Annotated in this window: 24 protein-coding genes, 2 tRNA genes and 1 riboswitch; of the genes, 15 read left to right on the plus strand and 11 right to left on the minus strand. The window is 55.3% G+C overall.

Annotated elements, in window-relative coordinates; all coding sequences use genetic code 11:
- Positions 1-6 precede the first annotated feature (6 nt).
- Both QNK41_RS09495 and QNK41_RS09500 read left to right on the plus strand, forming a co-directional pair.
- Complete coding sequence (locus QNK41_RS09495; RefSeq protein WP_319256105.1) at positions 7-2,475, plus strand: zinc-ribbon domain-containing protein; 2,469 nt, start codon at positions 7-9, stop codon at positions 2,473-2,475.
- Between the two features lie 79 nt (positions 2,476-2,554).
- Positions 2,555-2,631 (plus strand) — tRNA-Met (locus QNK41_RS09500).
- A gap of 545 nt (positions 2,632-3,176) precedes the next feature.
- Here QNK41_RS09500 and QNK41_RS09505 read toward each other — a convergent pair.
- Both QNK41_RS09505 and QNK41_RS09510 read right to left on the minus strand, forming a co-directional pair.
- Entirely contained in the window at positions 3,177-3,542 is a 366-nt protein-coding gene (locus QNK41_RS09505; protein ID WP_319256107.1) for a hypothetical protein, read from the minus strand.
- A gap of 135 nt (positions 3,543-3,677) precedes the next feature.
- Positions 3,678-3,956: a hypothetical protein gene (locus QNK41_RS09510; protein WP_319256108.1), complete on the minus strand. Its 279-nt coding sequence runs from the start codon at positions 3,954-3,956 to the stop codon at positions 3,678-3,680.
- A 453-nt stretch (positions 3,957-4,409) separates the two neighbouring features.
- On the opposite strand from QNK41_RS09510, the gene QNK41_RS09515 reads away from it, so the two are divergent.
- On the plus strand, positions 4,410-4,649 hold the full coding sequence (locus QNK41_RS09515) for a hypothetical protein (protein WP_319256110.1): 240 nt from the start codon (positions 4,410-4,412) through the stop codon (positions 4,647-4,649).
- Between the two features lie 24 nt (positions 4,650-4,673).
- Here the strand turns inward: QNK41_RS09515 and QNK41_RS09520 are convergent, their stop codons facing one another.
- On the minus strand, positions 4,674-5,045 hold the full coding sequence (locus tag QNK41_RS09520) for a hypothetical protein (protein ID WP_319256112.1): 372 nt from the start codon (positions 5,043-5,045) through the stop codon (positions 4,674-4,676).
- A 379-nt stretch (positions 5,046-5,424) separates the two neighbouring features.
- Here QNK41_RS09520 and QNK41_RS09525 point away from each other — a divergent pair, with 379 nt between their 5' ends.
- The 8 genes from QNK41_RS09525 (at position 5,425) to QNK41_RS09560 (ending at position 12,180) form a co-directional block, all read left to right on the plus strand.
- A complete protein-coding gene (locus tag QNK41_RS09525; protein WP_319256114.1) occupies positions 5,425-6,813 on the plus strand; it encodes an HDOD domain-containing protein in 1,389 nt (462 codons plus the stop codon).
- A gap of 351 nt (positions 6,814-7,164) precedes the next feature.
- Positions 7,165-7,575: a DUF1992 domain-containing protein gene (locus QNK41_RS09530; protein WP_319256116.1), complete on the plus strand. Its 411-nt coding sequence runs from the start codon at positions 7,165-7,167 to the stop codon at positions 7,573-7,575.
- Positions 7,576-7,587: 12 nt separating this feature from the next.
- A complete protein-coding gene (locus QNK41_RS09535) occupies positions 7,588-8,079 on the plus strand; it encodes an SHOCT domain-containing protein (protein WP_319256118.1) in 492 nt (163 codons plus the stop codon).
- Positions 8,080-8,193: 114 nt separating this feature from the next.
- The gene (locus QNK41_RS09540; protein WP_319256120.1) at positions 8,194-9,147 is read left to right on the plus strand and encodes a D-alanine--D-alanine ligase; all 954 of its coding nucleotides are present in this window, start codon (positions 8,194-8,196) and stop codon (positions 9,145-9,147) included.
- A gap of 63 nt (positions 9,148-9,210) precedes the next feature.
- Positions 9,211-10,983: a phosphoribosylamine--glycine ligase gene (gene purD, locus QNK41_RS09545; protein WP_319256121.1), complete on the plus strand. Its 1,773-nt coding sequence runs from the start codon at positions 9,211-9,213 to the stop codon at positions 10,981-10,983.
- Positions 10,946-11,611 (plus strand): L-threonylcarbamoyladenylate synthase, encoded by a 666-nt coding sequence (locus QNK41_RS09550; RefSeq protein WP_319256123.1) that lies wholly within the window; start codon positions 10,946-10,948, stop codon positions 11,609-11,611. Before purD ends, QNK41_RS09550 begins: the two co-directional genes overlap by 38 nt.
- A 50-nt stretch (positions 11,612-11,661) precedes the next feature.
- A tRNA-Leu gene (locus QNK41_RS09555) sits at positions 11,662-11,748 on the plus strand.
- A gap of 138 nt (positions 11,749-11,886) precedes the next feature.
- Positions 11,887-12,180 (plus strand): hypothetical protein, encoded by a 294-nt coding sequence (locus QNK41_RS09560; RefSeq protein WP_319256125.1) that lies wholly within the window; start codon positions 11,887-11,889, stop codon positions 12,178-12,180.
- A gap of 62 nt (positions 12,181-12,242) precedes the next feature.
- Here the strand turns inward: QNK41_RS09560 and QNK41_RS09565 are convergent, their stop codons facing one another.
- Positions 12,243-12,743: a cyclic nucleotide-binding domain-containing protein gene (locus QNK41_RS09565; protein ID WP_319256127.1), complete on the minus strand. Its 501-nt coding sequence runs from the start codon at positions 12,741-12,743 to the stop codon at positions 12,243-12,245.
- 213 nt (positions 12,744-12,956) lie between these two features.
- On the opposite strand from QNK41_RS09565, the gene QNK41_RS09570 reads away from it, so the two are divergent.
- Together QNK41_RS09570 and QNK41_RS09575 are read left to right on the plus strand one after the other, a co-directional pair.
- Complete coding sequence (locus tag QNK41_RS09570; protein ID WP_319256129.1) at positions 12,957-13,868, plus strand: DMT family transporter; 912 nt, start codon at positions 12,957-12,959, stop codon at positions 13,866-13,868.
- 17 nt (positions 13,869-13,885) lie between these two features.
- Entirely contained in the window at positions 13,886-14,356 is a 471-nt protein-coding gene (locus QNK41_RS09575; protein WP_319256132.1) for an ATPase P, read from the plus strand.
- Positions 14,357-14,438: 82 nt separating this feature from the next.
- Here QNK41_RS09575 and moaA read toward each other — a convergent pair whose 3' ends face one another.
- The 7 genes from moaA to QNK41_RS09610 form a co-directional block, all read right to left on the minus strand.
- Positions 14,439-15,458 (minus strand): GTP 3',8-cyclase MoaA, encoded by a 1,020-nt coding sequence (moaA, locus tag QNK41_RS09580; RefSeq protein WP_319256133.1) that lies wholly within the window; start codon positions 15,456-15,458, stop codon positions 14,439-14,441.
- A 50-nt stretch (positions 15,459-15,508) separates the two neighbouring features.
- The gene (gene cobA / locus QNK41_RS09585) at positions 15,509-17,038 is read right to left on the minus strand and encodes a uroporphyrinogen-III C-methyltransferase (RefSeq protein ID WP_319256135.1); all 1,530 of its coding nucleotides are present in this window, start codon (positions 17,036-17,038) and stop codon (positions 15,509-15,511) included.
- Entirely contained in the window at positions 17,031-18,008 is a 978-nt protein-coding gene (hemC, locus tag QNK41_RS09590; protein ID WP_319256137.1) for a hydroxymethylbilane synthase, read from the minus strand. Before hemC ends, cobA begins: the two co-directional genes overlap by 8 nt.
- A complete protein-coding gene (locus QNK41_RS09595; protein ID WP_319256139.1) occupies positions 17,963-18,196 on the minus strand; it encodes a zinc ribbon domain-containing protein in 234 nt (77 codons plus the stop codon). The genes hemC and QNK41_RS09595 overlap by 46 nt, the downstream gene beginning before the upstream one ends.
- A 305-nt stretch (positions 18,197-18,501) precedes the next feature.
- Positions 18,502-19,857: a tetratricopeptide repeat protein gene (locus QNK41_RS09600; protein WP_319256142.1), complete on the minus strand. Its 1,356-nt coding sequence runs from the start codon at positions 19,855-19,857 to the stop codon at positions 18,502-18,504.
- A gap of 4 nt (positions 19,858-19,861) precedes the next feature.
- Entirely contained in the window at positions 19,862-21,289 is a 1,428-nt protein-coding gene (gene selA / locus QNK41_RS09605; protein WP_319256144.1) for an L-seryl-tRNA(Sec) selenium transferase, read from the minus strand.
- Positions 21,290-21,386: 97 nt separating this feature from the next.
- Entirely contained in the window at positions 21,387-22,736 is a 1,350-nt protein-coding gene (locus QNK41_RS09610) for an HDOD domain-containing protein (protein ID WP_319256146.1), read from the minus strand.
- A gap of 277 nt (positions 22,737-23,013) precedes the next feature.
- Positions 23,014-23,218, plus strand: a riboswitch (cobalamin riboswitch).
- Between the two features lie 112 nt (positions 23,219-23,330).
- Here QNK41_RS09610 and QNK41_RS09615 point away from each other — a divergent pair.
- Together QNK41_RS09615 and QNK41_RS09620 are read left to right on the plus strand one after the other, a co-directional pair.
- Positions 23,331-23,486 carry a hypothetical protein gene (locus tag QNK41_RS09615; RefSeq protein ID WP_319256148.1) on the plus strand — a complete coding sequence of 52 codons (156 nt, stop codon included), beginning with the start codon at positions 23,331-23,333 and terminating at the stop codon, positions 23,484-23,486.
- A gap of 73 nt (positions 23,487-23,559) precedes the next feature.
- Positions 23,560-24,139 (plus strand): FecCD family ABC transporter permease (locus QNK41_RS09620; protein WP_319256150.1); only part of this gene is annotated, 580 nt, incomplete at its 3' end.

Genomic DNA, 24,139 nt, shown 5'->3' on the forward strand with positions numbered 1-24,139 from the left:
GGTGCTATGATTATCACCTGTGAAGCGTGCAACACCAGTTTCAACCTTGATGACAAGATGCTCAAAGCCACTGGTTCAAAGGTCAGGTGTTCGGTTTGCTCCAACGTGTTCACCGCCTTTCCGCAGCAGGCGCCAGCCCCTGAATCGCCAGCCGAAGAAGTCGAAACCGATGCTGCACCGGAAACCAAGCCAGGCCCCGAACCCGATCTGGCGGCAGCTTCCGCCTTGGCATCGGCTATACCAGACACCCCTGCGGCAGCGGATACGCTTGATGGGCATACGCCCGAGACGGATATTATTGACGAAGACGCCGACGCGCCCTTTGCCGAAGGCACCGACCTTGACTTTGCATTGGATGACGAACCGGGGGACGGGGTGTCGGCCACTGAAATTGAAGATGCGGTGAGCGGCGCCCTGGAAGAAGACCTGGCGGATCAGTCCTTTGAATCTGACGTCGAACCGGATCCGTCACTGGAATCCGACGCCGTCGACGAGAGTGGTGAAACCGTCATCGCCAGTCTGGACGATTTTGACTTGGACCATACTCCTGAGCAAACTGATGATGACGGCGCTGCCACCGTTATCGCCGACCTGGATGACGACATGAATCTCTCGCTTGACGGACTGCCTGATGTGGCGGAGACGGTCATCGCCGATCTGGACCAGGATGATTTTGATCTGGACGTCCCGCCTGAGACCGGCGGGGATTCGGAAGGTACCGCCACCGTCATTGCCAACTTGGATGACGAATCGCTGGATCTGGATAGCGATTTTTCTTTGGAACTCGACGCGGCACCCGAATCGGCGGTTCCAGCAGACGACGGTCTGCCCGAAACGTTGGATGATCTGGAGGGGCTGGATCTCACACTGGATATGGACAAGGGTGCTGAAGCGCCTCAGGCTGAAGCGGTTGCGTCGGATCCGGTCGACTCGTCGCTGGATGATCTCTCCCTGGATTTCGACCTGGAACCGGACGCGGATATGGCCGAAGCCTCATCAGCTGCGGATGCAGGCAGCGACGTCGATGAGGAACTGGATCTGAATTTGGATCTGGACGACACCGGCGCCGGGGAAATGGAGCCGGTTCCTGAATCGCCAGCGATGGAAGATGATTTGGACCTCTCCAGTCTTGAGGGCCTGTTGGATGACGACGAGGCGAGTGGGGACGATTCCGTCACCATGGTTGTCGATGAAGGTGAAGAAAAAGGCCTGGCTCTTGACATGGATGATGAAACGCCTGCGGATGTTGCTGATACCGCCGGTGAGCCTGGGGACGAAACCCTGGAAGATTTGGAATTCGACCTGGACGGGGATGGCAGGGCTGAAACAGTAGATATCGACGATGCCGATGATACCGATCAGGAGATTGATCTGTCTGAAATCGAGAAGATGCTTGAAGAGCCGGAAACAGGAGACGCGAAATTCAGCGTTATGCCGGAACAGGACCTTGATCTGGACATCGAAGCCAGCCTTGAGACGGAAAAATGGATGTCCGAATCCGGTGATGACGACCAAGTCGTGGCGGATGACGACCTGGATCTGTCCGATCTCGAGCAGGTGTTGGACGAGGTTGACACCGATGCGGTTGACGATACCCCGGAGGATCAGGAACTGGACCTGGATTTAGGCGATGATGAGGTGCTGGGGACACCTGACGAAACCGTGGCCATCGATAATGATCTGGATTTCGATCTGTCCGATTTTGAGGATGATGCCCCGCCGGAATCTGCCGGTGATACGGCTCACCGTCTCCGCGAATCTTTAGACATGGATCTGGAATTCGAGGTGGAAGAGGGCAGCAAGGCGGAACAGACCTTAGAAGATGAAGGCCTGGAAGAAACAGTCGCCATCCCCGTGCCGCCAACGGCTGAAAAAAGCGTAGAGGTAAAGCCCCAAGTCGCTGAGACTGCAGCGCCGGCGGGCCGGCCCAAACCGGTAAAAAAGGGGATGAGCAAATCGCTGGTGTTCATGCTGATCATCGCGATCCTCGGCGGAGGCGCTTACGGGACCTATTATCTGCTGAATCAGAGCGGCATCGACATTCCGTTTCTCAGTGACTATCTGAAGCCGAAGGTACAGGATCCGGGCAACCTGAAACTGACCACCTACGACATCAACAGCAAGTTTGTCGACAATGCCACTGTCGGAAAACTCTTTGTGGTTACAGGGATGGTGAAGAACGGGTATGCCGAGAACCGCGGCATGGTCACCCTGGAGGGCAAGATCTTCTCTACAGGCAAAGTCCCGGTTAATAGTGAGAAGGTCTACTGCGGCAATGTCATGTCCGATCTTGAACTGGCAAACTTGGAGTGGGACAAAATCAAGGAGAGGCTGTTCAATCGACTAGGGGACAACCGCAGCAACGTGAAGATTGAACCGGGACAGTCCATCCCCTTCATGGTCGTCTTTTCAGGCCTTCCCGAGGATCTTGAGGAGTTCACCATTGAGGTGACCGGATCGACTTCCCTCAAGTAACCGGTTCGGTTTTCGGCTTGACTAACCGGTTTTGAGCTGTTAAAAGTCCGCTGTTCTTTTGGGTACGAAAAAGAATAATGGCGATGTAGCTCAGCTGGTTAGAGCATGCGGCTCATATCCGCAGAGTCCGGGGTTCAAGTCCCTGCATCGCCACCAACAGACACCTAACCCATTGATGTAACAATCAATGGGTTTTCTTTTGGTGCTCCTAAGGTGAAATCGCTTGTCTTACACAAAGAGGGAGGTAAGACAGCATGAAATCGACAGCAAGAACAGCCCCTGCGTACCTTGTCAGGACCCCCTTTTCGTATTGTTACCGTTACGGAGGCAAAACAGAGACCTTCAGGCGCTATGCTAAAGGCTACCGAGTGGACACCCTATCCCGGGAGGCTGTGCGAAAGCTGGACTTTCAGATTTCCTGATAGGTAGAAAGCCAGAATAGAAGAACTCTTCTATGGTGAGTGCATGGGAGAGGCTCGGCATGGTTGACTTGGGACCATTCAAGGCGTCTATGGCCGCAGGTATATGGGACACCTCGTTTTGTTCGGAGACATCGTCCTAGTTATGAAGCTGCTGTTCAGGAAGCTGGATAGTTGACTCAGGAGTAGGCGGTGGGTGGTGTTGCAACTGTGTTTGTGGTTGAGCGGGATTGGAGTTGGCAAAGTTGGCTTAATGAACGATGAGATATCGCTGGGCCATCATCACTCAATCATCCACTTTTCGGCTTCGGCCATTGTACGAAAAACCTGAATGGGTGTCCTCGCTTCTGATGACATCTGAAACATTCGGGATAGCCCATACTCTAAATCTCTGCTAACCACAAAAGCCACTTTGACGCTATTTATTCCTGGCGGAAATCTTTTGGAATACTGCGCCATCTCCATGACTGTCGCAGTATCAAAAGAAGATAGGTCGGCATCTCTGAAATCCCATAGCCTCGCCATTCCATTTTTATATCGCTCGTCAGCTACAGCTAAATCAAATGCACTAAGAATTGCCTTTTTGCTTAACTGGCCCGATAGTTTGATATAGGCTATATTTTTTTCATCATCAATGTGCAGATCCATGCCTTTTCCTTTCGAGTGACCACCCATTAACAGCTATGTAATATGATTTCAGGATTGGGAAGGGCTCTGGATCGCAGTGCTCTCTATATCTTCAGATCCGCAACCTTCTTTATGGGAGCCTTTTCCAAGGAACAATCAACTCAGTCGTTTGGGTGAATAGGCCAAAAGAGGAACGCTGGCATCTGGCGCATTATTTGACGGGTCGTCGGGAGTCGGTGAATCAGTCCCGGCCTGGGCCGCATGCCACCTGTATTTTTCCCGGGCCTCTGCTGAAATGGTGACCCGGTCAACAACACCGAAGGTCCGCTTTTCTTGCCCTTTTCGCTCAGCGGTTGCCGAATCCGACCATGGAGACCATTCAATGGGGAAAATTCTCTGGTCGTTCACAATAATATAGGGGGTAAATTCTCCCACGGGTGCAACCTTATACGGCCAAAAAAGCGATCTGGTCCGATCTCTATAAATTTTATATCGATGGCGATGGACTCGACAAATAATGTTTTCTCATCCAAGACCTGCAAGACCCATCCGACTGCATAACCCGCTCGGCTATTCATGATTGTAGACAGATTGGGCCCCTCTTCTGGTAGAGCAATTACCATGCCTGTTTAAAGATGGATGCAAATTTAAAGGATTAAATACGATAACGACAGGTTAAGTTTGGATCGCTATTAATTTTGGAACAATGTGGTAGGTAAATTTTTTCTAATTGTGAAACGAATTCTATCGCTTGTGAGTCAACCAGCTTGGCCTAACCCTCCCACAATCGCATCTGCCGGGTAATCCAAACAGGCCTTGACATCCCAAGTGAATAGTGATGGAACGCCAATCAGTAGGGATCCTATTCACACCTACCGAGGATGCCTGATGAATAAATTCCAGGCCATGGCGCAGATCATGCTGCTGTTAAATGAGGATGGCCTCCTTAGACCGGGAAGCCATGTTTACCAAACAGTCAGGAGAATGATTTCCGACAAAATCGACAGGTTGGGACCCGATGCCGCTCTGGCAGATGTCGTGGATGGAAAACTTCAAATACTCGATCAGATAAAGATATTGGCCATGTGGCACAAGTCTGCAGGTCGGCGGCCTCCCCCCAAATTTTAGCACCTACCGATCCAATATCTCATACTAATCGGTCTCTTCGACATCGCTGTCGATATTTTCGGCAATGAATTCCCGGAGGAGTTTTTTTCCGCCACTATAATGCCGGAGGGTGAATTCCGCACCGCAGACCCAGCCTGGTTTGAAAAATAGGCGCTTGGTGGACGGGCGGAATTGGGAAATGTGCCGGGGTATGCCGGCCACCTGCACCGGTATCTTTCCATTTACGATCATCGGTTTGATTTCGGCACCGATTTCAATCTCTTCCGGAGAGTCAATTAAAAAACCCACGCCAAATTCGTTGATATTGAAGATGCGGTAGGTTTTCCCGTTGATGGATATGGTCAGATCCGTGACGGCAAATCGGCGTTTCTTTCTTTTCCCCAGAACCTGATCCATGTCCGCCTCCTGTTGTCCTTGCTTTTGACCGGCCTTTTTGACGGTCCATTCATAAGGATGATGTTCAATGACATATTTCTTGTATCTGATCAAGTTGTCTTCCTCTTTAGCATAATATGAAACGCGGATGGCTGGGAGCGTGGTGGAACCCTTATTTTAACTTTTCGTATTATTTAGTGTTGATGACTGTCATCGCGAAGATGGACAACCCGTTGCTGGAACCGGTTTTTGAGGTTGCGTTTATGAAATCCGGTAACCGGCCGATAATATGCCCATACGGACGGCATCGGATAAATACCCGGTGTCGAAATGAACGCGGTGGCGGTAAATTAATCGAAACAACAACATCCGATTGCTCTCCGGGGCAAAGGAAACTATTGTGAGCAAGCCTGTAGAGATATTGCCGATTATCAATCGGCTTGGCTTTTTTAATTCGTTTACTGCGGAAGAGAAGCGGCAGATGGTGTCGGACGATGCTCACTTCAGGGTATACAATCCTGGAGAGATACTCATCCGCCAAGGCCACAGCGACCAGAGCCTGTTCATCATCCTCATCGGTACGGTCAACATCACGGAAGGTGCCGGCGGAACCGTTTTGGCTGTTTTAAAGGCCGGCGATATCTTCGGAGAGATGGCCTTTTTAACCGACACCCGGCGAACTGCCAACGTTGTCGCCAGAGAATCGGTAATTGCGCTGAAGCTGGACCGGGTGATGTTCGAACAGCTCCCCCCGGAAATTCGCGAGAAGTTCAAGGACAAGATAATTGAGAAGATGGTGGCCCGACTGGACGCGGCGAACAAGGAAATGTCCCGGCTCAATGCGGTTCTGAACGCAGGTTCCCCGGAACCGTTGAATTCCATGGGAACGCACGCGGGTTTGTCGATCACCGATTCGCCTGCACCGCTGTTTGTCTCCGGCCGCGAGCTGATCCGCAAGATCATCACCAATCCCGCGTCACTTCCGGCCATGCCGGAGGTGATGCTCAAGGTCCAGCAGATGATCAAAAACCCGGCAACCAGTCCCGCCCAACTGGCCAAAATCATCGAAATCGATCCCGCCATGGTGACCGGCATTCTCAAGGTGGCCAATTCTGCTTATTACGGGTTTCGGGGAAAGGTCGCCACCATTCAGCACGCCTCAGCCCTGTTCGGTACCCGGCGGCTGGCTGAGCTGATTACGGCCATTAGCGCAGGCGGGGTATTGGGAAAATCCATGGAGGGATACGGACTCAAGGCCGGCGATATGTGGCGCCATTCTATTGCGGTGGCCTGCACGGCCGGTGAAATCGCCGCCGCGGTAAGATTTGACGCCCCTGACATTGCCTACATGGCGGGACTGCTTCACGACATGGGGAAAATCATTCTAGACCCTTACGTTCGTGAGCGGAAAGTATTGTTCGACAACTACACCGCCACCCACCCAAAAAAAACCGTCCAGGATGCGGAGCGCGATATCTTAGGCTTTGATCATGCCGTGATTGCAGCTATTCTATGTGATAACTGGGATTTGCCGCGATCCATATCTTTTGGCATTCGACACCACCACCAGCCTTCGTCTGCAGGAGACCATCAGTTATCCCATATCGTGCATCTGGCGGATTATATTACCCTCCAGGCGGGCGTTGGCGTCGCCGGCACAGCCTTCTGCCGGGAACTGGATGAAAGCAGCCGGTCCCAGGTGCCTTTGGATTCGGATATATTAAACGCTGCGGTAGAAAAGGCACGCCAGTACGTGGACGGCCTGACGCGGCAGGTTTCCAGACCATGATCCCCGCTGCTTATCCCGATTCGCATAAGGCGCCGGTCCAATCCTTAGTGCAAGATCGACATCATTTCAAAGTAAGTGCCACGGGCTTGAACGGCGGGCTTCTTCTAACCCGATAGGTCCCGTCTCCGGGTACATTAGTCCTTGAAATCAGACACCCCAATATATTATAGTCAGTTTTACTTGGTGTCGATCCACAAATGGCCAATTTGCCTGATATCTGCGTTATGCTCAAAATTTTATCCTCGGAATATCAACTATATGCCTGCGGTAAAATTTTTCGCATGCCTTGATCTCAACCCAATCTACCTATTTCTGGATGGACACTACCTAAATCATAACAGGATGGTAAATTTGGCCCCGGCGCCATGTGGGATCGATCAGATGTTTCCCGGCTTTGAAAAACTCATCGAATCACGAATTAAAAAGGCCCAGGACGAGGGCGCTTTCGAGAATCTTCCCGGCAGCGGCCAACCCCTTCCTATAGAGGATGACCGGCATATTCCCGAGGACCTGCGTATGGCGCACAAAGTCCTGAAAAATGCCGATTGCCTGCCGCCGGAGGTGCAATTGCGCAAAGAGATCCGCACAACCGAAGACCTGCTGGCCGGCATGACCGACACGGTGCTAAAGTATCGGACTATAAAAAAACTCAACTTCCTGATCATGAAGCTGAATGCCTTGAAAGACGCCAACCCGGCCTATGATATTCCCCAGCGCTATTACGGCGAGGTGGTCGAACGCCTCGGGGCCGATAAAGCATAACCTGGTGCAACCATGTTTGAAAAAAAGAAAGAGGACGACGGCCTGGTCCGGAGTGTGCTGCTCGCCTATCTTATTCTGGCACTTCATGTGCTGCTCATCGCCGGGGTGGCGATCCTGGTTCTTTTTTTCCGAGGCGTGGTCAACTATATGCTCTGGATTTTTCTCGGTGGAGTGGCGCTGATTGGTTTATCCGCATTCTATTTTATCAGACGGATGCGGGCCGAAGGCAGATCACTTAGCGAGATGTTAAGAAATCCCATGTTCAACGGGCGATCCGTGGAGGTGAGCCTACTGGGCGGGATGGCCACCGTCAAACTGGGCCAGTCGTCCCGGCAACCGGCTATCGAACACGATGCGGCCATGTACATTCCCCGTCTTGAAGACCCCGACGCATCGCGCAGCAGGGATGTTTCGGAACTCGCGGAACTGGCTCGCATGCTTGAAAAAGACCTCATCACTGTCGACGAATTCAACAAGGCCAAGCGACATCTGTTGAAAGGTTAAATGAGCCTGCCGCTAAGAAACTGAATCGTATCGCAGGCATGAGTGCCTCGCCTGGCGACCACATTCGCTGCATACCGGCTTTCAACTGCCATATCGCAAAAGGGGATTATTATTATGAAAAAGAAAACCATCGCCTTGATCTCCGGTGGCATTTCGTCGGAAAGAGAAGTGTCCCTCAACAGCGGCAAACAGGTATATGAAGCCTTGGACAAGGACAGGTATGACATTCTGACCTACGATCCCAAGACGGACATCCCCCTGCTGGTGACTGATGCCGACAGAATCGACTGCGCGCTGATCATCCTGCACGGGCCCTATGGTGAAGACGGTACGGTTCAGGGGTTGCTGGATCTGCTGGACATTCCCTATCAGGGGGCCGGTGTGCTGGGCAGTGCAGTAGCCATGAACAAACTGTTGTCCAAGCATCTTTACGAGCGGGCCGGCTTGGTCGTGCCGCCTTATGTGGTAGTGCGGCGGGGGGAATCGGTCGACGTGAGCCACATCGTCACCGGGCTGGGTCTTCCGCTGGTGGTCAAACCGGTAGAAACCGGATCCAGCGTGGGCATGTCCATCGTCCGCGACGAATCATCGCTGGCCGCTGCGGTGGGAAAGGCTTTGGAGTTCGGCGCTACGGCCATGATCGAAGCCTATATCTCCGGCACGGAGATTACCTGCGGTGTATTGGGCAACCAGGACATCGACGCGCTGCCGCTCATCGAAATCATTCCGGGGGAAGATTACGAATTTTTCGACTACGAAGCCAAATACCAGCCTGGTGCCACCCAGGAAATTTGCCCGGCGCGCATTGACGCGCAGTTGACCCAAAAGGCGCAGGCCTGTGCCGTAGAGGCCCACAAAGCCCTGTACTGCCAGGGATACAGCCGGACGGACATGATTCTAAAAGATGGTGAATTTTTTGTGTTGGAAACCAACACCATCCCCGGCATGACGGGCACCAGCCTATTTCCACAGTCGGCAAAGGCCGCCGGGATGTCCTTCGGCCAGTTGCTGGATCGGCTCATCGAACTGGGTATGGAGGCCCGGCGTCGGCAAACCACACGGGGTTAGTCGTATGTCACCACAAATGCCCGCGGCAAATCCGCTGGCCCATAACAATGAGGGAGGAATCTTATGAAAGTGTTGGTTGTCGGCGGAGGCGGAAGAGAGCACGCCCTGGTTTGGAAAATCGCCCAAAGTCCACGTGTGAAGAAAATTTTCTGCGCGCCCGGAAATGCAGGTATGGTTAAACTGGCCAATTGCGTTCCCATCGGTGCCGCCGAAATCGACAAACTTTTGGCTTTTGCCCGGGATGAGAAGATTGATCTCACCGTTGTCGGCCCGGAAGATCCCTTGTCCAAAGGCATCGTCGACCAGTTCGAAGGGGCGGGCATGCGGGTTTTCGGCGCCAGCCAGAAAGCGGCCCGGATTGAATCCAGCAAGTCCTTTGCCAAGGCGATCATGGAAAAATACGGCATCCCGACGGCCAAGGGGCGGACCTTTACACGCCTTGCCCAGGCGCAGACCTATGTGAAAAAGATGGGGGCGCCTCTGGTGGTCAAAGCGGACGGCTTGGCCGCCGGAAAAGGGGTTATCGTCTGCAGCACCGAAAAAATGGCCCTGGATGCCCTGAAACAGATCATGGTGGACCGTGAATTCGGCGAGGCTGGAGACCAGGTGGTTGTGGAAGAGTGCCTGGTGGGGGAAGAGGCCTCTTTTCTGGCCTTTACCGACGGCAAAACCGTGCTGCCGCTGCCCTCTTCACAGGACCACAAGCCTGTCTTCGATGACGACAAAGGCCTGAATACCGGCGGTATGGGCGCCTATTCTCCCGCACCGGTGGTGGACGGGTATCTTCACCAGCGGATCATGAATGAAGTCATGATCCCCATGGTCAAGGGCATGGCTGCCGAGGGTTGCCCGTACAAAGGCGTTTTGTATGCCGGCCTGATGATCGACCGGGACACGATCAAGGTGCTGGAGTTTAATGGCCGGTTCGGTGATCCGGAGGCTCAGCCATTGTTGGTTCGTCTGCAAAACGACATCATTCCGGTGATCGAGGCCATCATCGACGAACGACTGGACACCTGCCGCCTGGAGACCGATCCCCGGGCATCGGTCTGCGTGGTTATGGCTTCCGGAAATTATCCGGGGAAGTACAAGAAGGGACTGGAGATCACCGGCATTGATGCCGCCAATCGCATGCGGGACGTGGTGGTCTTTCATGCAGGGACCCGGTTGGAAGGCAAGCGGATCCTTTCGGATGGCGGCCGGGTGCTGGGAGTCACGGCCCTGGGCGATACGGTGGAACTGGCCATCAAGAAAGCCTACCAGGCGGTGGCCAAGATCAACTGGAAGAATGTCCACTACCGAACCGACATCGGTAAAAAGGCCTTGGTGCGGATGCAGGCGGTGCCCCGGGTGGGAATCGTCATGGGCAGCGATTCTGATCTTAACGTAATGGAAGCGGCCCTGGGGATATTCAAAAAGTTCGGGATCCCCATCGAAATGACCGTGGCCTCGGCCCATCGAAGCCCACAGCGGGCGACCGCTTATGCTGTTTCAGCCAGGCAGCGGGGGCTAAAGGCCATCATCGCTGGTGCCGGTCATGCCGCCCACCTGGCCGGCGTTTTGGCGGCCCACACCACGCTGCCGGTAATCGGTGTTCCCATCGACTCTTCCTGCCTTCAAGGGCTCGATGCGCTGCTCTCCACGGTTCAGATGCCCCCGGGTATCCCTGTGGCCACCGTGTCTATCGGAAAGCCGGGGGCGAAGAACGCAGCCATTCTGGCCGTTCAGATCATGGCAGCGTCCGACGATGCGCTGAGCGCCCAATTGGAGAATTTTAAAAAGGAAATGGCCGCCCAGGTTGAAAAAAAGGCTGAGAAACTCAGGGAATACCGCTAAGGTCGTCCGGGTCGATTCGTCAAGCCCCGATCCGGATGATATCCGGAAGGCAGCCCAGATCCTTGGACAAAAAGGGATACTGGTATTTCCCACCTCCGGGCTCTATGGCCTCGGGGCCGATGCATTCTGTTCCGAGTCCATCCGCCGGGTGTTCGCCATCAAGCGTCGGCCGGCCCATCTACCGTTGCTGGTGCTGCTGTCCGGCATTCACGATATGGATCGGGTGGTGCGAACGGTTCCCGATTATGCCGAGCCTTTGTTGGGACTGTGGCCCGGCGGAATTACAGTCATTTTTAAGGCCGGGGAGGCAGTGCCGGCGTGCATTACCGGCGGAACGGGCAAGATTGGCGTGCGCGTGCCGGCTCATCCGGTGGCAAAGGCGCTGGTCGAGCGATTCGGCGGCCCCATCACCGCAACCAGCGCCAATCTGTCCAAATTTCCGGCAGCGGCCAGGGTGATGGATCTTGACCCTGAAATCCGCCGTCAGGTGGAGATGATTTTAGATGGCGGTACCCTTGCCGGCGGTCCCGGTTCCACCGTTGTGGACGTGACCTGCTGGCCTGTCCGCGTTGTCCGCGAAGGGGCGGTATCCCGGCAGGCCATCGATGACGTTCTGAGAAAAGGATAGTTCAATTTGATTGACAATCTTCAGGGTTTTTCCTATATATCCAAACCCATGCCGGAGTGGTGAAATTGGTAGACGCAGTGGACTCAAAATCCACCGGGGGCGACTCCGTCCCGGTTCGATTCCGGGCTCCGGCACCAATCAGGATAGAAACGGCGACCGGTGTCCAACTGGCCGCCGTTTTTTTTAGGACCGCCGTCGTTAATTCTTGTCAGTTTGCCAGTTTGTTGCTGACAGCGGCAGGCCAATCATAAACGCATTTCCAAGGAGGTCTGTTTATGTGGGGACAGATTAAAAAATACATCATCATCGGTCTTATCGCCGCTGGCGGATACTATGTGCTGGACCACCATTTTATCTACTATGAGCGAACGATATCCCTGCTGCCAAAAGAGGAACTGACCCTCAAATACACCTTTTACAGTATGGGAAGCAAACGACCGGAAACGGTTTTAAAAGTCGATGAGCTGCGCTGGGCCGGTATCGGTGATGTCATGGTGGAAAAGGGGATTGTTCCCGAGAGCAAGATACGCATGCTGGAAGACAAGGCGGAGAAGGCCTCGGAAAACTAATCCCCGCGAGACCTTGTCTTGCGGCATGGCATGCAGACGAACACCGGCGAGAAGCCCGCCTTTCACCCCATGGGAAGCATGTTGTCAGCCAGGCGGCTGGAGGCCTTCTTCAGGTTGATGCTGAGCAGATTTGCCAGTCCCTTCAGGATGTTGACGCCGAGATCTACCTTCTTCGACAGGATATCCTCGAAGGCCGTGCGTTGAAAAACCGCCAGCCTGACCTTTGACCGGGCGACAACGGTGGAGGACCGCGGGAAATTGTTGATGATGGACATCTCCCCGATGGATCGGCCGCGTCTCAGCGTGGCCATGACATCGCTGCTGTTGGGGCCGGTCTTTTTAGTCACATCCAGTTCCCCGCTTTCAACGAAACAGACGAAATCCGCTCTGTCCCATTCATTAAACAGCACGTCACCGGGATCAAGGTCCATAAAATCCATCCGTGCGGCCACGTCAATCAGTTCATCTCTTTCCAGAAACTCAAACAGCGGCAGATTGATGATAAAATCCACCAGACGTTCGTTATTGTCCGACCGGTTCTGTCCCAATTGGTTTTTGCGCATATTCCTTTTCCTATCGGTTTTCTGGTTTTTCCCAACATGGCATAGAACATCCGCCGGGAGGGTACAAACTTCTGGCGGTTTGACCTGAAAACGGCTACAAAGATCTCCTGGTACTGTCTCTATCGGCACCCGAAAATGGGGACTTGAGTCCAAGAATCGAAAAGTCTTTTTCAGACTGAATGTCAAGCCTCGAAACATACAGGCCATTGCTAAATGCCCATCACCTATTTAAAATTACTGATGACCGCCATTTTCTGGGGGGGAACCTTTATTTCCGGCAGAATGCTGGCTGGTTCCGTCCCCCCATTTTCCGCAGCATTTTTTCGATTTCTCTTTGCGGCAGTGTGTCTCTATGCCCTTGTTGTGCGCCAGGAAGGAAAAATCCCCAGGCTTGAAAGGCAACAGATCCTGCCGGTGGTGCTGCTGGGATTGACGGGCGTGTTGGCCTACAATGTTTTTTTCTTCAATGGGTTGAAGCTAATAACCGCCGGTCGGGCATCTGTCATCATTGCCAACAACCCGATTCTAATTTCTCTTCTCTCCGCCCTGTTTTTTAAAGAAATCCTCTCTCCGACAAAGGTCCTCGGTATTCTGATTTCCGTTGCCGGGGCCGTTATTGCAATTTCCGGCGGAGATCCGTTGGCCTTGTTTGCGGGCGGTATGGGAATAGGAGACCTGTATATTTTTGGCTGCGTGTTCAGTTGGTCGGCTTTTACGCTGATTGGAAAACGGGTAATGCGTCACCTTTCCCCTTTAGCAGCGGTATCGCATTCAGCGGCCGTTGGGGTGCTGGCACTGCTGATTCCTGCCTGCATGGAGGGCATGCCTGCGGCGGTGACGGGTTATTCACTGTTGGATTGGGGCAATCTGGCCTATCTCGGATTGTTTGGCACGGTGCTGGGGTTCGTCTGGTACTACGAGGGCATTCGGGTGATCGGACCGTCACGGGCCAGCCTGTTTATCAATTTCGTGCCTATCAGCGCTATTTGTCTGGCCCACATCATCCTGAAGGAGCCTTTGACCCTTTCACTTCTGTTGGGCGGCACCCTGGTGATCACCGGCGTCACTTTGAACCACCTTCCGGTTTCTGGCGTGCGCGTGTTCAAATCAAAGGCGCGGGTCTGAATACAAAGGAGAATAACATGCTTTCCACACAGATTCCCGGTTTCGGCACACTGACCCTCGAGCATCTTGTTCTGGACTATAACGGCACCCTGGCCGTGGACGGTCTGCTGCTCCCCGGTGTCAAAGGTGCCCTCAATACCCTTGCCGCTGAGCTGGCGATTCATGTGGTCACGGCCGATACCTTTGGCAGAGCGGCCGGCGGTCTTGAAGGGGTCAACTGCCGGCTGACCGTTCTGGAAGCAGGGCGTCAGGACCAGGCCAAAGTCAACGTCGTCAACCGGCTGGGCGCGGACCGGACGGCCAGCATCGGCAACGGTCGCAACGATGCGCTGATGCTGGCGGCTTCGGCTCTGGGAGTCGCCGTCATATTGGGTGAAGGGGCTTCCACGGTGAGCCTGAATGCGGCCGACATCGTCTGCACGAATATCGTGGCAGCGCTCGAATTGCTGATGCATCCGTTGCGGCTCACGGCCACTTTGCGATCCTGAGACAGAACGGCTGATAGGGACAGTTATTCAACGGACGAGGAAATCAAAAAGAAATGGGTGGGCCTTAAGGGGTTGTGGCCAGTCAGCCACCGATACCCTGCATCTGGTCTTTGACCGGGGTTACACAATCGGGGCAAAGCTGGTGCTTGGCCGCTTTATGTCGCACGGCGATTCGGAAAATTTCTGCCAGCTGCTCGTCCGATCCATCATTTCTCAACAGCTCCTTGAGGGATTCGTGGCGATCGGACAACAGGCAGGCGCGAAGCTTGCCGTCTGCCGTCAGTCGCAGGCGGTTGCAGCGGTTGCAGAAATGATGGCTCATGGCGCTGATGAATCCGACTTCTCCCTGGGCTCCCGCTATGCGATAGCGCCTGGCCGGACCGTCATTCTGGCCGTTTCCCACCGGGGTCAACTCCCCGATGGTGGCAATCATCTCTTGGATTTCCGGTGTTAGCATCTGATCCTGCGGACTGGTCCGACTGTTGCCAATGGGCATGTATTCGATAAACCGGATGTGGAAGGGGTGGTCCAGAGAAAGTCTGCCGAACGCTATGATTTCATCATCGTTGATACCCCGCATGGCCACGACATTGATTTTGATGGGGGTGAAGCCGATTTCCCGGGCCCGCTGAATGCCCGACCAGACCTGTTCGAACCGATCGTAACCGGTGATCTGGGCATACTTTTGGGGGTCCAGCGAATCCAGGCTGATATTGATGCGGCGGATACCGGCATCGAATATCTGTTGGGCATTCGGGGCGAGGAGAACCCCGTTGGTGGTCAATGAAACATCTTCCAGTTTCCTGATGCGAGTCAGTCGGCCCAGCAGCTCAACGGCCCCTTTTCTGACCAGGGGTTCGCCGCCGGTGATGCGCACCTTTCGGATACCCAGCTGTATGCCGATTTTCACCAGGCGCAGGATCTCTTCGTAGCTGAGGATGTCGTCGTGATCGAGTTTGGGAATGCGGCCCTCGGGCACACAGTAAAGGCACCTTAAGTTGCAGCGGTCGGTGATGGAAATGCGAAGGTAGTTTAGATGGCGTTTTTCCTGATCCACCAACACTCCGACATCTGTCAGCCCTTTATCCATGTCTTTTCCCATTGCCATGTCCGACAGGACCTGCCGCTGCCAAGCGTTGGTATTAACGGTAACTACGCCTGATGGTTCAATATTGCCTGGATCAGGCCGGGAACCGTGTACGTATCGGCCTCTATGGTTACCGAAAAACCCAGATCCCGGGCTGTCTGGGAGGTAATCGGACCGATGCTGGCTACGCTGACGCCCTTCATCAGTCGATCAACGCGATCCGGAGGCAGCAACCGGTGAAAGTTCTTCACCGTGGACGAACTGGTGAAGGTGACCATATCTATGGTTCGTTCAGTCAGGCGGGCGATCAGATCCGCGGCGCTGTTTTCCGCTTGCCGGGTTTCATAGGCCGTTACCTCATCAACCATTGCCCCCATGCGGGTCAACTCCACGGGGAGCACGCTGCGTGCCTCCATGGCGCGTGGCAGCAGGATCCTGCTGCCCTTGACCGGCGTAGCGCTAAACGCCTCCACCACGGATTCGGCGCGGTAGCTTTCCGGGATGATGTCGCTTTTCAATCCCCAGGTCCTGAGACGGTCTGCCGTGGCAGGGCCGATGGCGGCGGTTTTAATGTGTCCCAGCGCCCGCACGTCCAGCCCATTTTCAAAAAGGCGCCGGAAGAAATAATCCACCCCGTTGACGCTGGTGAAGACGATCCAGCTATACTGGCCTATGGTCTCGATCGCCCTGTCCAGCCCGGCCCAATCCGGCGGTGGTCCCACTTGGATGGTGGGACACTGGATACATTCAGCACCATATTCGGTCAATCGTTGAACCAGTCCGCTGGCCTGCTCCCGGGCTCGGGTGACAACGATCCGGCGGCCCATCAGGGGGCGCTTTTCAAACCACTGCATGGTCTTTCGCAAGTTGACCACGCCGCCGACGATGATGATGGCCGGCGCTTTGATACCGGCCCTTCGGGTCTCCTCGACGATCGTTCCCAAGGTCGCAGTCACAGTTTTCTGTTTGGGTGTGGTCCCCCAGCGGATGACCGCCGCCGGGGTGTCCGCCGATCGGCCGTTGGCCACCAGGTTGGCGGCGATGGCCGGCAGGTTCTTGACCCCCATGAAGAAGACCAGCGTGCCAATGCCGGTTGCCAGGGCCTTCCAGTTGACACTGGATTCAGCCTTGGTGGGGTCCTCGTGGCCGGTGACGAAGGCCACATCCGATGTATAGTCCCGGTGGGTCAGCGGAATGCCGGCATAAGCCGATGCGCCGATGGCGGCAGTCACGCCCGGTACGACCTCGAACGGGATACCGGCGGCGATGAGGACTTCCGCTTCTTCACCGCCACGGCCAAAAATAAAGGGGTCGCCCCCTTTGAGCCGGGCCACCACGTTCCCCTGTTTGGCCTTCTCCACGATCAGGGCGTTGATGCCATCCTGGGGCAGGGTGTGGTCGCCTCCCTTTTTGCCCACGTAGATCATTTCCGCATCCGGGTTGGCATGCGCCAGCAGGGTCGGCGATGCCAGATAGTCGTAGACGACAACATCTGCCCTGGCAATGCAATCGGCTCCCTTGACGGTGATCAAACCGGGGTCCCCGGGGCCGGCCCCCACCAGAAACACTTTGCCCGTTTCGTTGTTACTATGCATTCGCGTTCAGTCTTTCCAGGATATCTCCGGCACCCAAGGCCAGCAGCGCTTCGGCCAGTTGCAGGCCGATCTTTTCGCTTTGGGCTTCGGGGCCGCTTTTTGACTGTTTGACCTGATGGGATCCGTCCACATCGCAGACCAGGCCGGTGAGGGTATATCCCCTTTCGTCGATATGTCCGTGGCCGGCAATGGGAACCTGGCAGCCACCTTCCAGCCGGCTTAAGAACGCCCGCTCACCCATCACCACCTGTCGGGTGGACAAATCGTCCAGGGCCGCAACCACCGGTTCAATGCGCGAGTCATTTTCCCTGATCTCAATGCACAGTGCGCCCTGACCCACGGCGGGCAGCATGATCGTTTCATCCAGAATCTGGGTGATACGATCGGCCAGTCCAAGGCGGCGAACACCAGCAGCTGCCAGTACAATGGCATCCATCGATTCGCTCTCCAGCTTTTTCAGACGGGTGTCCAGATTTCCCCGCAAGGGAAAAATGCTGATGTCTGGCCGCACCCGAAGCAGTTGGGCGGAACGGCGAAGGCTGCTGGTGCCTATCCGCGCCCCTTGTTCCAGCCGGTCCAGAGGCAGGCCGCTTCGGGTGATCAGGACATCGCGAGGCTCTTCCCGCTCGGGAATCGCACCGATGCATAGGCCGCCGGGAATATCGGCGGGCATGTCCTTCATGCTGTGCACTGCCAGGTCGATGCGTCCATCCAGCAACGCTTCTTCAATTTCCTTGACGAACAATCCTTTTCCGCCCACTTTGGCCAGTGGAACATCAAGGATCTTGTCTCCCTTGGTTTTGATGATGACCAGGTCGACGGTGAGATCGGGATGGTGGCGGTTGACGGCCTCTTTTACCCAGTTGGCTTGCCACAGGGCCAACTGGCTGCCCCGGGTGCCGATGGTGATGGTGCCGCCGGCCATCAGGGGCCACACCCGGAGCAGCTGGATGCGCTGCAACCGGTGCATGACGATGATGAGGCGGATGTGCTCACGGTCTCACCGCCGCTGCCTTTGCTGACAAACCCACAGGTGGACATGAGTCGACAGACCGTATCGGCCTTGCAAGCCGGGCACTGATCCGGTTCGCTGCCGCCCAGCACCAGATATTCGAAATCTTGACTGCATCCTTTGCAGTGGTATTCATAGATGGGCATGGAACAGTTACTCCTTGTTCATGATTGAAATCAAACGATGGTTGTTCAAGCGATTGCGCTGCCGGCCTTGGGGAAAACCTCGATCGTAAAACGGTCCGGTTCGTAAGCCATTCCGCCGACCCCCATCGCTTGTCTGTATACACACTTTTTTCAACCTCGGGCAGCCCGGAATGCACTTGCCGTCACGGGTCAGTTGATTCGACGGACCTGTTAATTTAAGCACGAAAGTGATCTTAACAACCTGCAGCGGTCAAGTTTGATGAAACCATCCGGCATCCCGCAGGTGCGGTTTTTCACGGATCCCTTCAGGAGGCCCTGGATGCCGTCATGCGGTCCTGCGTCTCTTCGATTTGCGGCTGGCTGTCATGGCCCATTGCCGCGGCCATTTCAAACTCGGCCAGTGCATGGTTCAACTTTCCCTGATTCAGGAACACATGGCCCAGGCGGTGCCTGAAGAGGCCGTTGTCCGGGGATAGTCGAACACTTTGCTCGCACAGCACCGAAGCCACATCCAGGCTTTCTCCCCGCTCGGTATAGAGCCGACCCAGAAGCGATAGCGATTCCGCATCACCGGGGTTTATCTTTACGGCGCTCTTGTAAGCCTGGATGGCGTCCTTGGTTAACCCCAGGTTGTCCAGACAGGCCCCGAGGCTTTTAAATGCGGGGCCGGATCGGTTGTTGGCCAGGGTGGCGGCTTCCAGGTAAGGGCGGGCTTTTTCGGTGGCACCCATCTCAACGAGTATCTGTCCGATGTGAAAAATCACTTCAAAAACGTTTGGTTCGCAGGTATCGGCCTTGAGGAAGCATTCCAGTGCCTGTTCCAGGTTCCCTTTGAGCAGAAGGATATAGCCTTTGTTATAGATGGCCATCACCTCTTGCGGGGAAAGCCGGATCGCATGCTCAAAGGCGCTCAGGGCATTGTCGAAATCCTTCAACACCCCATGGCACACCCCTAAACTGTTATGCAGGTTCGCGTCCGCAGGATCGAGCAGTAACCCTTTTTTATATTCACTGATGGCACCGGCGATGTCTCCTGCCTGGTAGAAACGGTCCCCACTGATGTTCAGACTCACCGCATCGAAGCCGGTAATCGTGCCGGGACCGAAAAAACAGGCATGCTCAAGCGCTTTTTCAGCATTATCAATAAGTTGCGTTCGGACATAGTTAATGGTCGGGTAGGCGGCGACGCCGATGGTAAACGGCGGATTTTCCGCTTCGGGTACGGCGTCAAAAAGCTGTTGGGCCAGCCCATGTCCGTCGGCAGCGGTAAGATGAGGAAAAACGCAGGCAAAACGCTCAGGACCGATCCGCGCCCAGGTTCCTTTATGCGTCCGGCAGAGCGCGGCAATGACAGTTGCCGCATCTTCCGGGACGACTGCCTTTTTGACGTTGTCCGCCTTTACCCTGGAGGACCCTTCAATCCTGACTGCGATTGCGCACAGCGTGGCGGCGGATGCCATCTGGGTGTTAATGGCATGGACCAACCCCTGTCGGTCCTGCATGTCGGAAAAACGGGGGTCAGGGGAGGGGGCCGCGGCGCTTCCCCGGCGGGTCAATACCTCCTGTGCATTTCCGTCATCAGTGATCTCATCGGAATGAGAGAAGAGGAATTCTTGTGTCGTGCTGCGGTTTTTAAACAAATTTGATGCGTGTCGTGCCATCCATTCACCTTCCATGGGTACCGACGGCCAGCATGTCTGCAAAGGCCTTTTCAATGATATCAAGCTCTTCTTCCTGCAGGGTCCGGGGATCCACGATGAATCGGTCGTTTTCGATTCTGCCGATAATGGGTGGATTGCTGTTTCGCAACCACCGTTCGACGGCATTGACGGACATTCCGCCTACCGTAATGCCCAGGCAACGGCTGGGCAGATCCAGCATCGGCAGTGAACCACCTCCGGCCTTCGAGGAAATATCCAGCAATTCCACCTTGAGTCCTTCGCCGGGTACCCGTTCAAGACGGGATTTCAATTCTGCAGCCCGTCCGTGGATGACGGCCAGCGGCAAAGTGAGCATTCTCAAGGTGGGAATCTGGTGCACCGCCCGAGGCTCGTCGCGGTAAAGCTGCAAGGTGGCTTCAAGGGCAGCCAGGGTCATTTTATCGATGCGCAGGGCCCGGGTCAGCGAATTGGCTTTGATCCGGTCGATGTGTCGCTTGCTGCCTAATATGATGCCCGCCTGGGGGCCGCCCAGCAGCTTGTCTCCGCTGAAGGTGACCACATCCACACCGGCGGCCAGGGATTCTTGGACGGTGGGTTCCTTGATCAGGCCGTATTTGGAGAAATCCACCAGGGTGCCGCTGCCAAGGTCTTCCATGACAGGAAGGCTGCGGCGTCGGCCGATAGACACCAAGTCGGGCAGGGAAACAGTGGCCGTGAAGCCCACGATGCTGTAGTTGCTGGTGTGGACCTTGAGCAGCAGACCGGTCCGTTCACCGATGGCATTTTCGTAGTCCCGGGCATGCGTTCGGTTGGTGGTTCCCACCTCTTTTAAAATTGCGCCGCTTTTGGCCATCACATCCGGAATCCGATAGGCTCCGCCGATTTCCACCAGTTCACCGCGGGACACAATCACCTCTTGGCCCGTGGCCAGGGTATCCAGGCAGAGCAGTGTGGCCGCGGCATTGTTGTTTACGACCATGGCGGCCTGGGCTCCGCTCAATTCGCACAGGATGCCTTCCACGGCGCTGTAGCGGGATCCGCGCCGCCCTGCATTAAGGTCAAACTCCAAATTGGAATAGCGGCTGGAGATGGCGGTCAGGTTTTCCATGACCACCGGGGAAAGCAGGGAGCGGCCCAGGTTGGTGTGGACCACGACGCCGGTGGCGTTGACGGTGCGTCTCAGCTTCAGGGCCATGGTTCGTCCGGCCTGCTTTTTTACTTCCGCTACCAGGGCGTTGCGGGAGAAACAGCTGCTGTCCGGCGGGGCGTCCGATTCAATAATCTGGACCCGCAGGGCATCGATGGCAGCTCGGATGGCCGGAATCAACACCGATTTGGGAATGTGGTCAAAGTGCCCTTCGTCCGCACCAAGCTCTAATATGCGGTCCACGCCGGGGAGCTGTTTCAGCCGGGCCTGTCTGTTTTCATCCATGGACGGGTCTTTCGGTCAGGTATCGGGTCGGTTGGCTTCGGAAAAAGGATTGCCTTGTCGTGCCTGTGTGCATAAGCGTTTTTCAATATCCTTGCGATTAGTGGTTTTCCGTCGTTTCCATGGCCGGTTGGAAGACTTTTCCCGGAATCAGGTCCACGAGGTCGACTAACTGCCCGGAGGACATGTTGAGCTGTGACAAGTGCTCGGTGAGGTAGTCCGTGCCCATGCGCTCCAGTTCGAGACCGGTGTGGAATCTGGACATCAGCAGGTCCGCCAGGTAAACGACGGTGGTCAGGGGATCGTTGTTTATATCCTCCTCCGGCCGATGGTGAAATCGGATGGCTTTGGCCAGGGGGGTGGGCAGGGACCAGTTGTTTGCCAGTATTTCGCCCACCCGGGTGTGATCCATGCCAAGGACCCGGGTTTCCACATCGATGATTTCTGAATGGCGGTCCTGAAATTCGCGATAGAGCATTGGAAAGGCGCCGGTGATATACTGGTCCAGCACCACCTTGCCGATATCGTGCAGCAGCCCGGCCGTGTAGGCAACGCCGGGTAAGGCTTTTCCGGTCATGCCGGCGATTTTTTCGGCGATCATGGCCGTTCCGACAGCATGGTGGTAAAGGCCGCCCTTGCACAGGCTGTAGCCATTGCCGCTCTGGCTGTAATAGCTTTGCACGGCTGCCGAGATTACCAGTTTGATGAACAGTTCCTGGCCAAGGAACACCAGTGCATGGTCCAAGGATACCACGTCCTGACGTTTGGTGAACATGGCCGAATTACACAGCTGGATAGTTCTGGCGCTGATGACCTGGTCCTTTTTCACCTCTTCGGAAACTTTTTCGATATCGTAAGTGTCCTCCTCGATGATGCGCAGCACTTTCAGGGCCACCTGGGGGATGGGCCGGATGGTTTCGATTGCCTGCTGAACGTCATCGGTGACGGGTTTTATTGAACCCGGTTCATGCAAGGAGATATCAAAACCGGATGGTTTGATCTCGCATGTCCACCGTTGCATGTCCAATTCGAGGCAGCATGTGAAAAAACCGCCCGTTTCCGCGCGCTTGACGGCAATACCCTCGGTGTGGAGAGCGATATACGCTTTTTCAGCGGTTCTGCCGCCGATGTCCAGGCTCATGTCCTGGGGTGTCAACGGGCCCACCAAAGCGCCCCCGGCCACGACCACTTGCATACTTTCGCGGGTCGCACCCAGGTTCAACAATTGCCTCAAAAACAAGGGAACCCCTGTGGCGGCATACTTTTCGGGCTGGTCCACGCTCCACCGGCCGGCCGGTTCCGGCAGCAAAAGGTGGATGATCCCCCCGACACCGGCAGCCGCATCGAACACGGCCACACCTACACAGGTGCCTAAAAATGCCTGAAGCCGCCGAGGTTGCGTATTGCCGACCTCGAAAGATCCGGAGGCCACATGATATGTTTTTAACATCCCCATCGAGGATTGCCTTCCATTTAATGGAATTTCTAACCATAAGACATACCACTATTATCATGTCGTTTTCAACCACAGGATGACCTTTTTCCAACGCGGGTTGATCCGATCCGGTAGGCAGGCAAACGAGGCCGGAAAGGATCGATAGTCACCGGAACAAACGGTTTTATGGGTGGCGGGAGCAAAGGCCGGGTTCAACAAAAAGGCATCCAGCACAATCTCGCGCAATTATTTTTTCCGCGGCCCTTATGCATTGACAGGGCTGGGGATTTAACCTACAAGCGAAGACAAAGGTGCGTTTCGCTTAATAGGGAATCCCGTGAAAACCGGGAGCGGTCCCGCCGCTGTAACCCTCGTTCCTTTCATCTGGATGGAAGGACTCCGCTGAGCCACATGCCACTGTTCCGGGATACCGGTGTGGGAAGGCGCTCAACGGATCGAGGGAAGCCAGAAGACCTGCCTTGCATTTGTGCCGAAGAACCCTTCTTGGAAAAGCGTTCTCGGCCGTTCATATACCGAGGGCCAAGTAAAATGGGTGCAACCCTTCAAACCGACGGACAGGTTTGAAGGGTTTTTGTTTTGGAACTCGATATGTCCGCCCGGTTGCCGGCAGACCGGTCATGGAAGATAACGGGTCATAGGGACATCATTGTCCAGCCCACCCGCATGTTTTACATGCAGCAGTCCTATGATTTGGAGCAGTATATCAATGTTTTGAGCGGCAGCGCGTTGAAGCCGCACCACTGACATTAAACGACCATCCCGTTGCGGTCTGGAAGCTTGGTGCAGGGGGAAAGAACCGGAAAAAGTAAAAACGACCATGTTGAATGCATCGTCCGACAGGCCTCCCCATCGCTTGCAGAACCACAGCCTGCTCATTGCCGGCCTGCTGGCCCTGGCCTTGTTAGCGGCCATCAGTCTGTCGGCCGGCATGGGGTATATGAAGATTGCCTGGCTGGATGTCTGGCGGGCAGTGGGCGGCAGCCTGACGGGAAACGCGGGGCTGATCGCCGACGTGGACGAACTGACCCGGGTCATCGTCATGGAGGTTCGTCTGCCGCGCATCCTCACCGCTGCCGCCGTGGGCGGCGGGCTGGCCCTGTGCGGCGTGGTTTTTCAGGGAATCCTGCTCAACCCCCTGGCCGATCCATACACCTTGGGGGTCTCTGCCGGTGCCGCCTTCGGTGCCGCCCTGGCCCTGCTGCTGAACCTGACCGTGGCGGGTATATACAGTGTGCCGGTGTGTGCATTCATCGGTGCCACCGCCACGCTGATGCTGGTCGTCTACCTCTCCTCCTCAGCCGGTGGCGCCAATGCCAACAATCTGATCCTTTCGGGTATCATTGTTGCGGCAATCCTTTCCGCCGGCATCAGTTTCCTGAAATTCGTGGCCGATGAGC

It is taken from the genome of Desulfosarcina sp. (genome assembly GCF_033791525.1).
Classification (GTDB): Bacteria; Desulfobacterota; Desulfobacteria; order Desulfobacterales; family Desulfosarcinaceae; genus Desulfosarcina.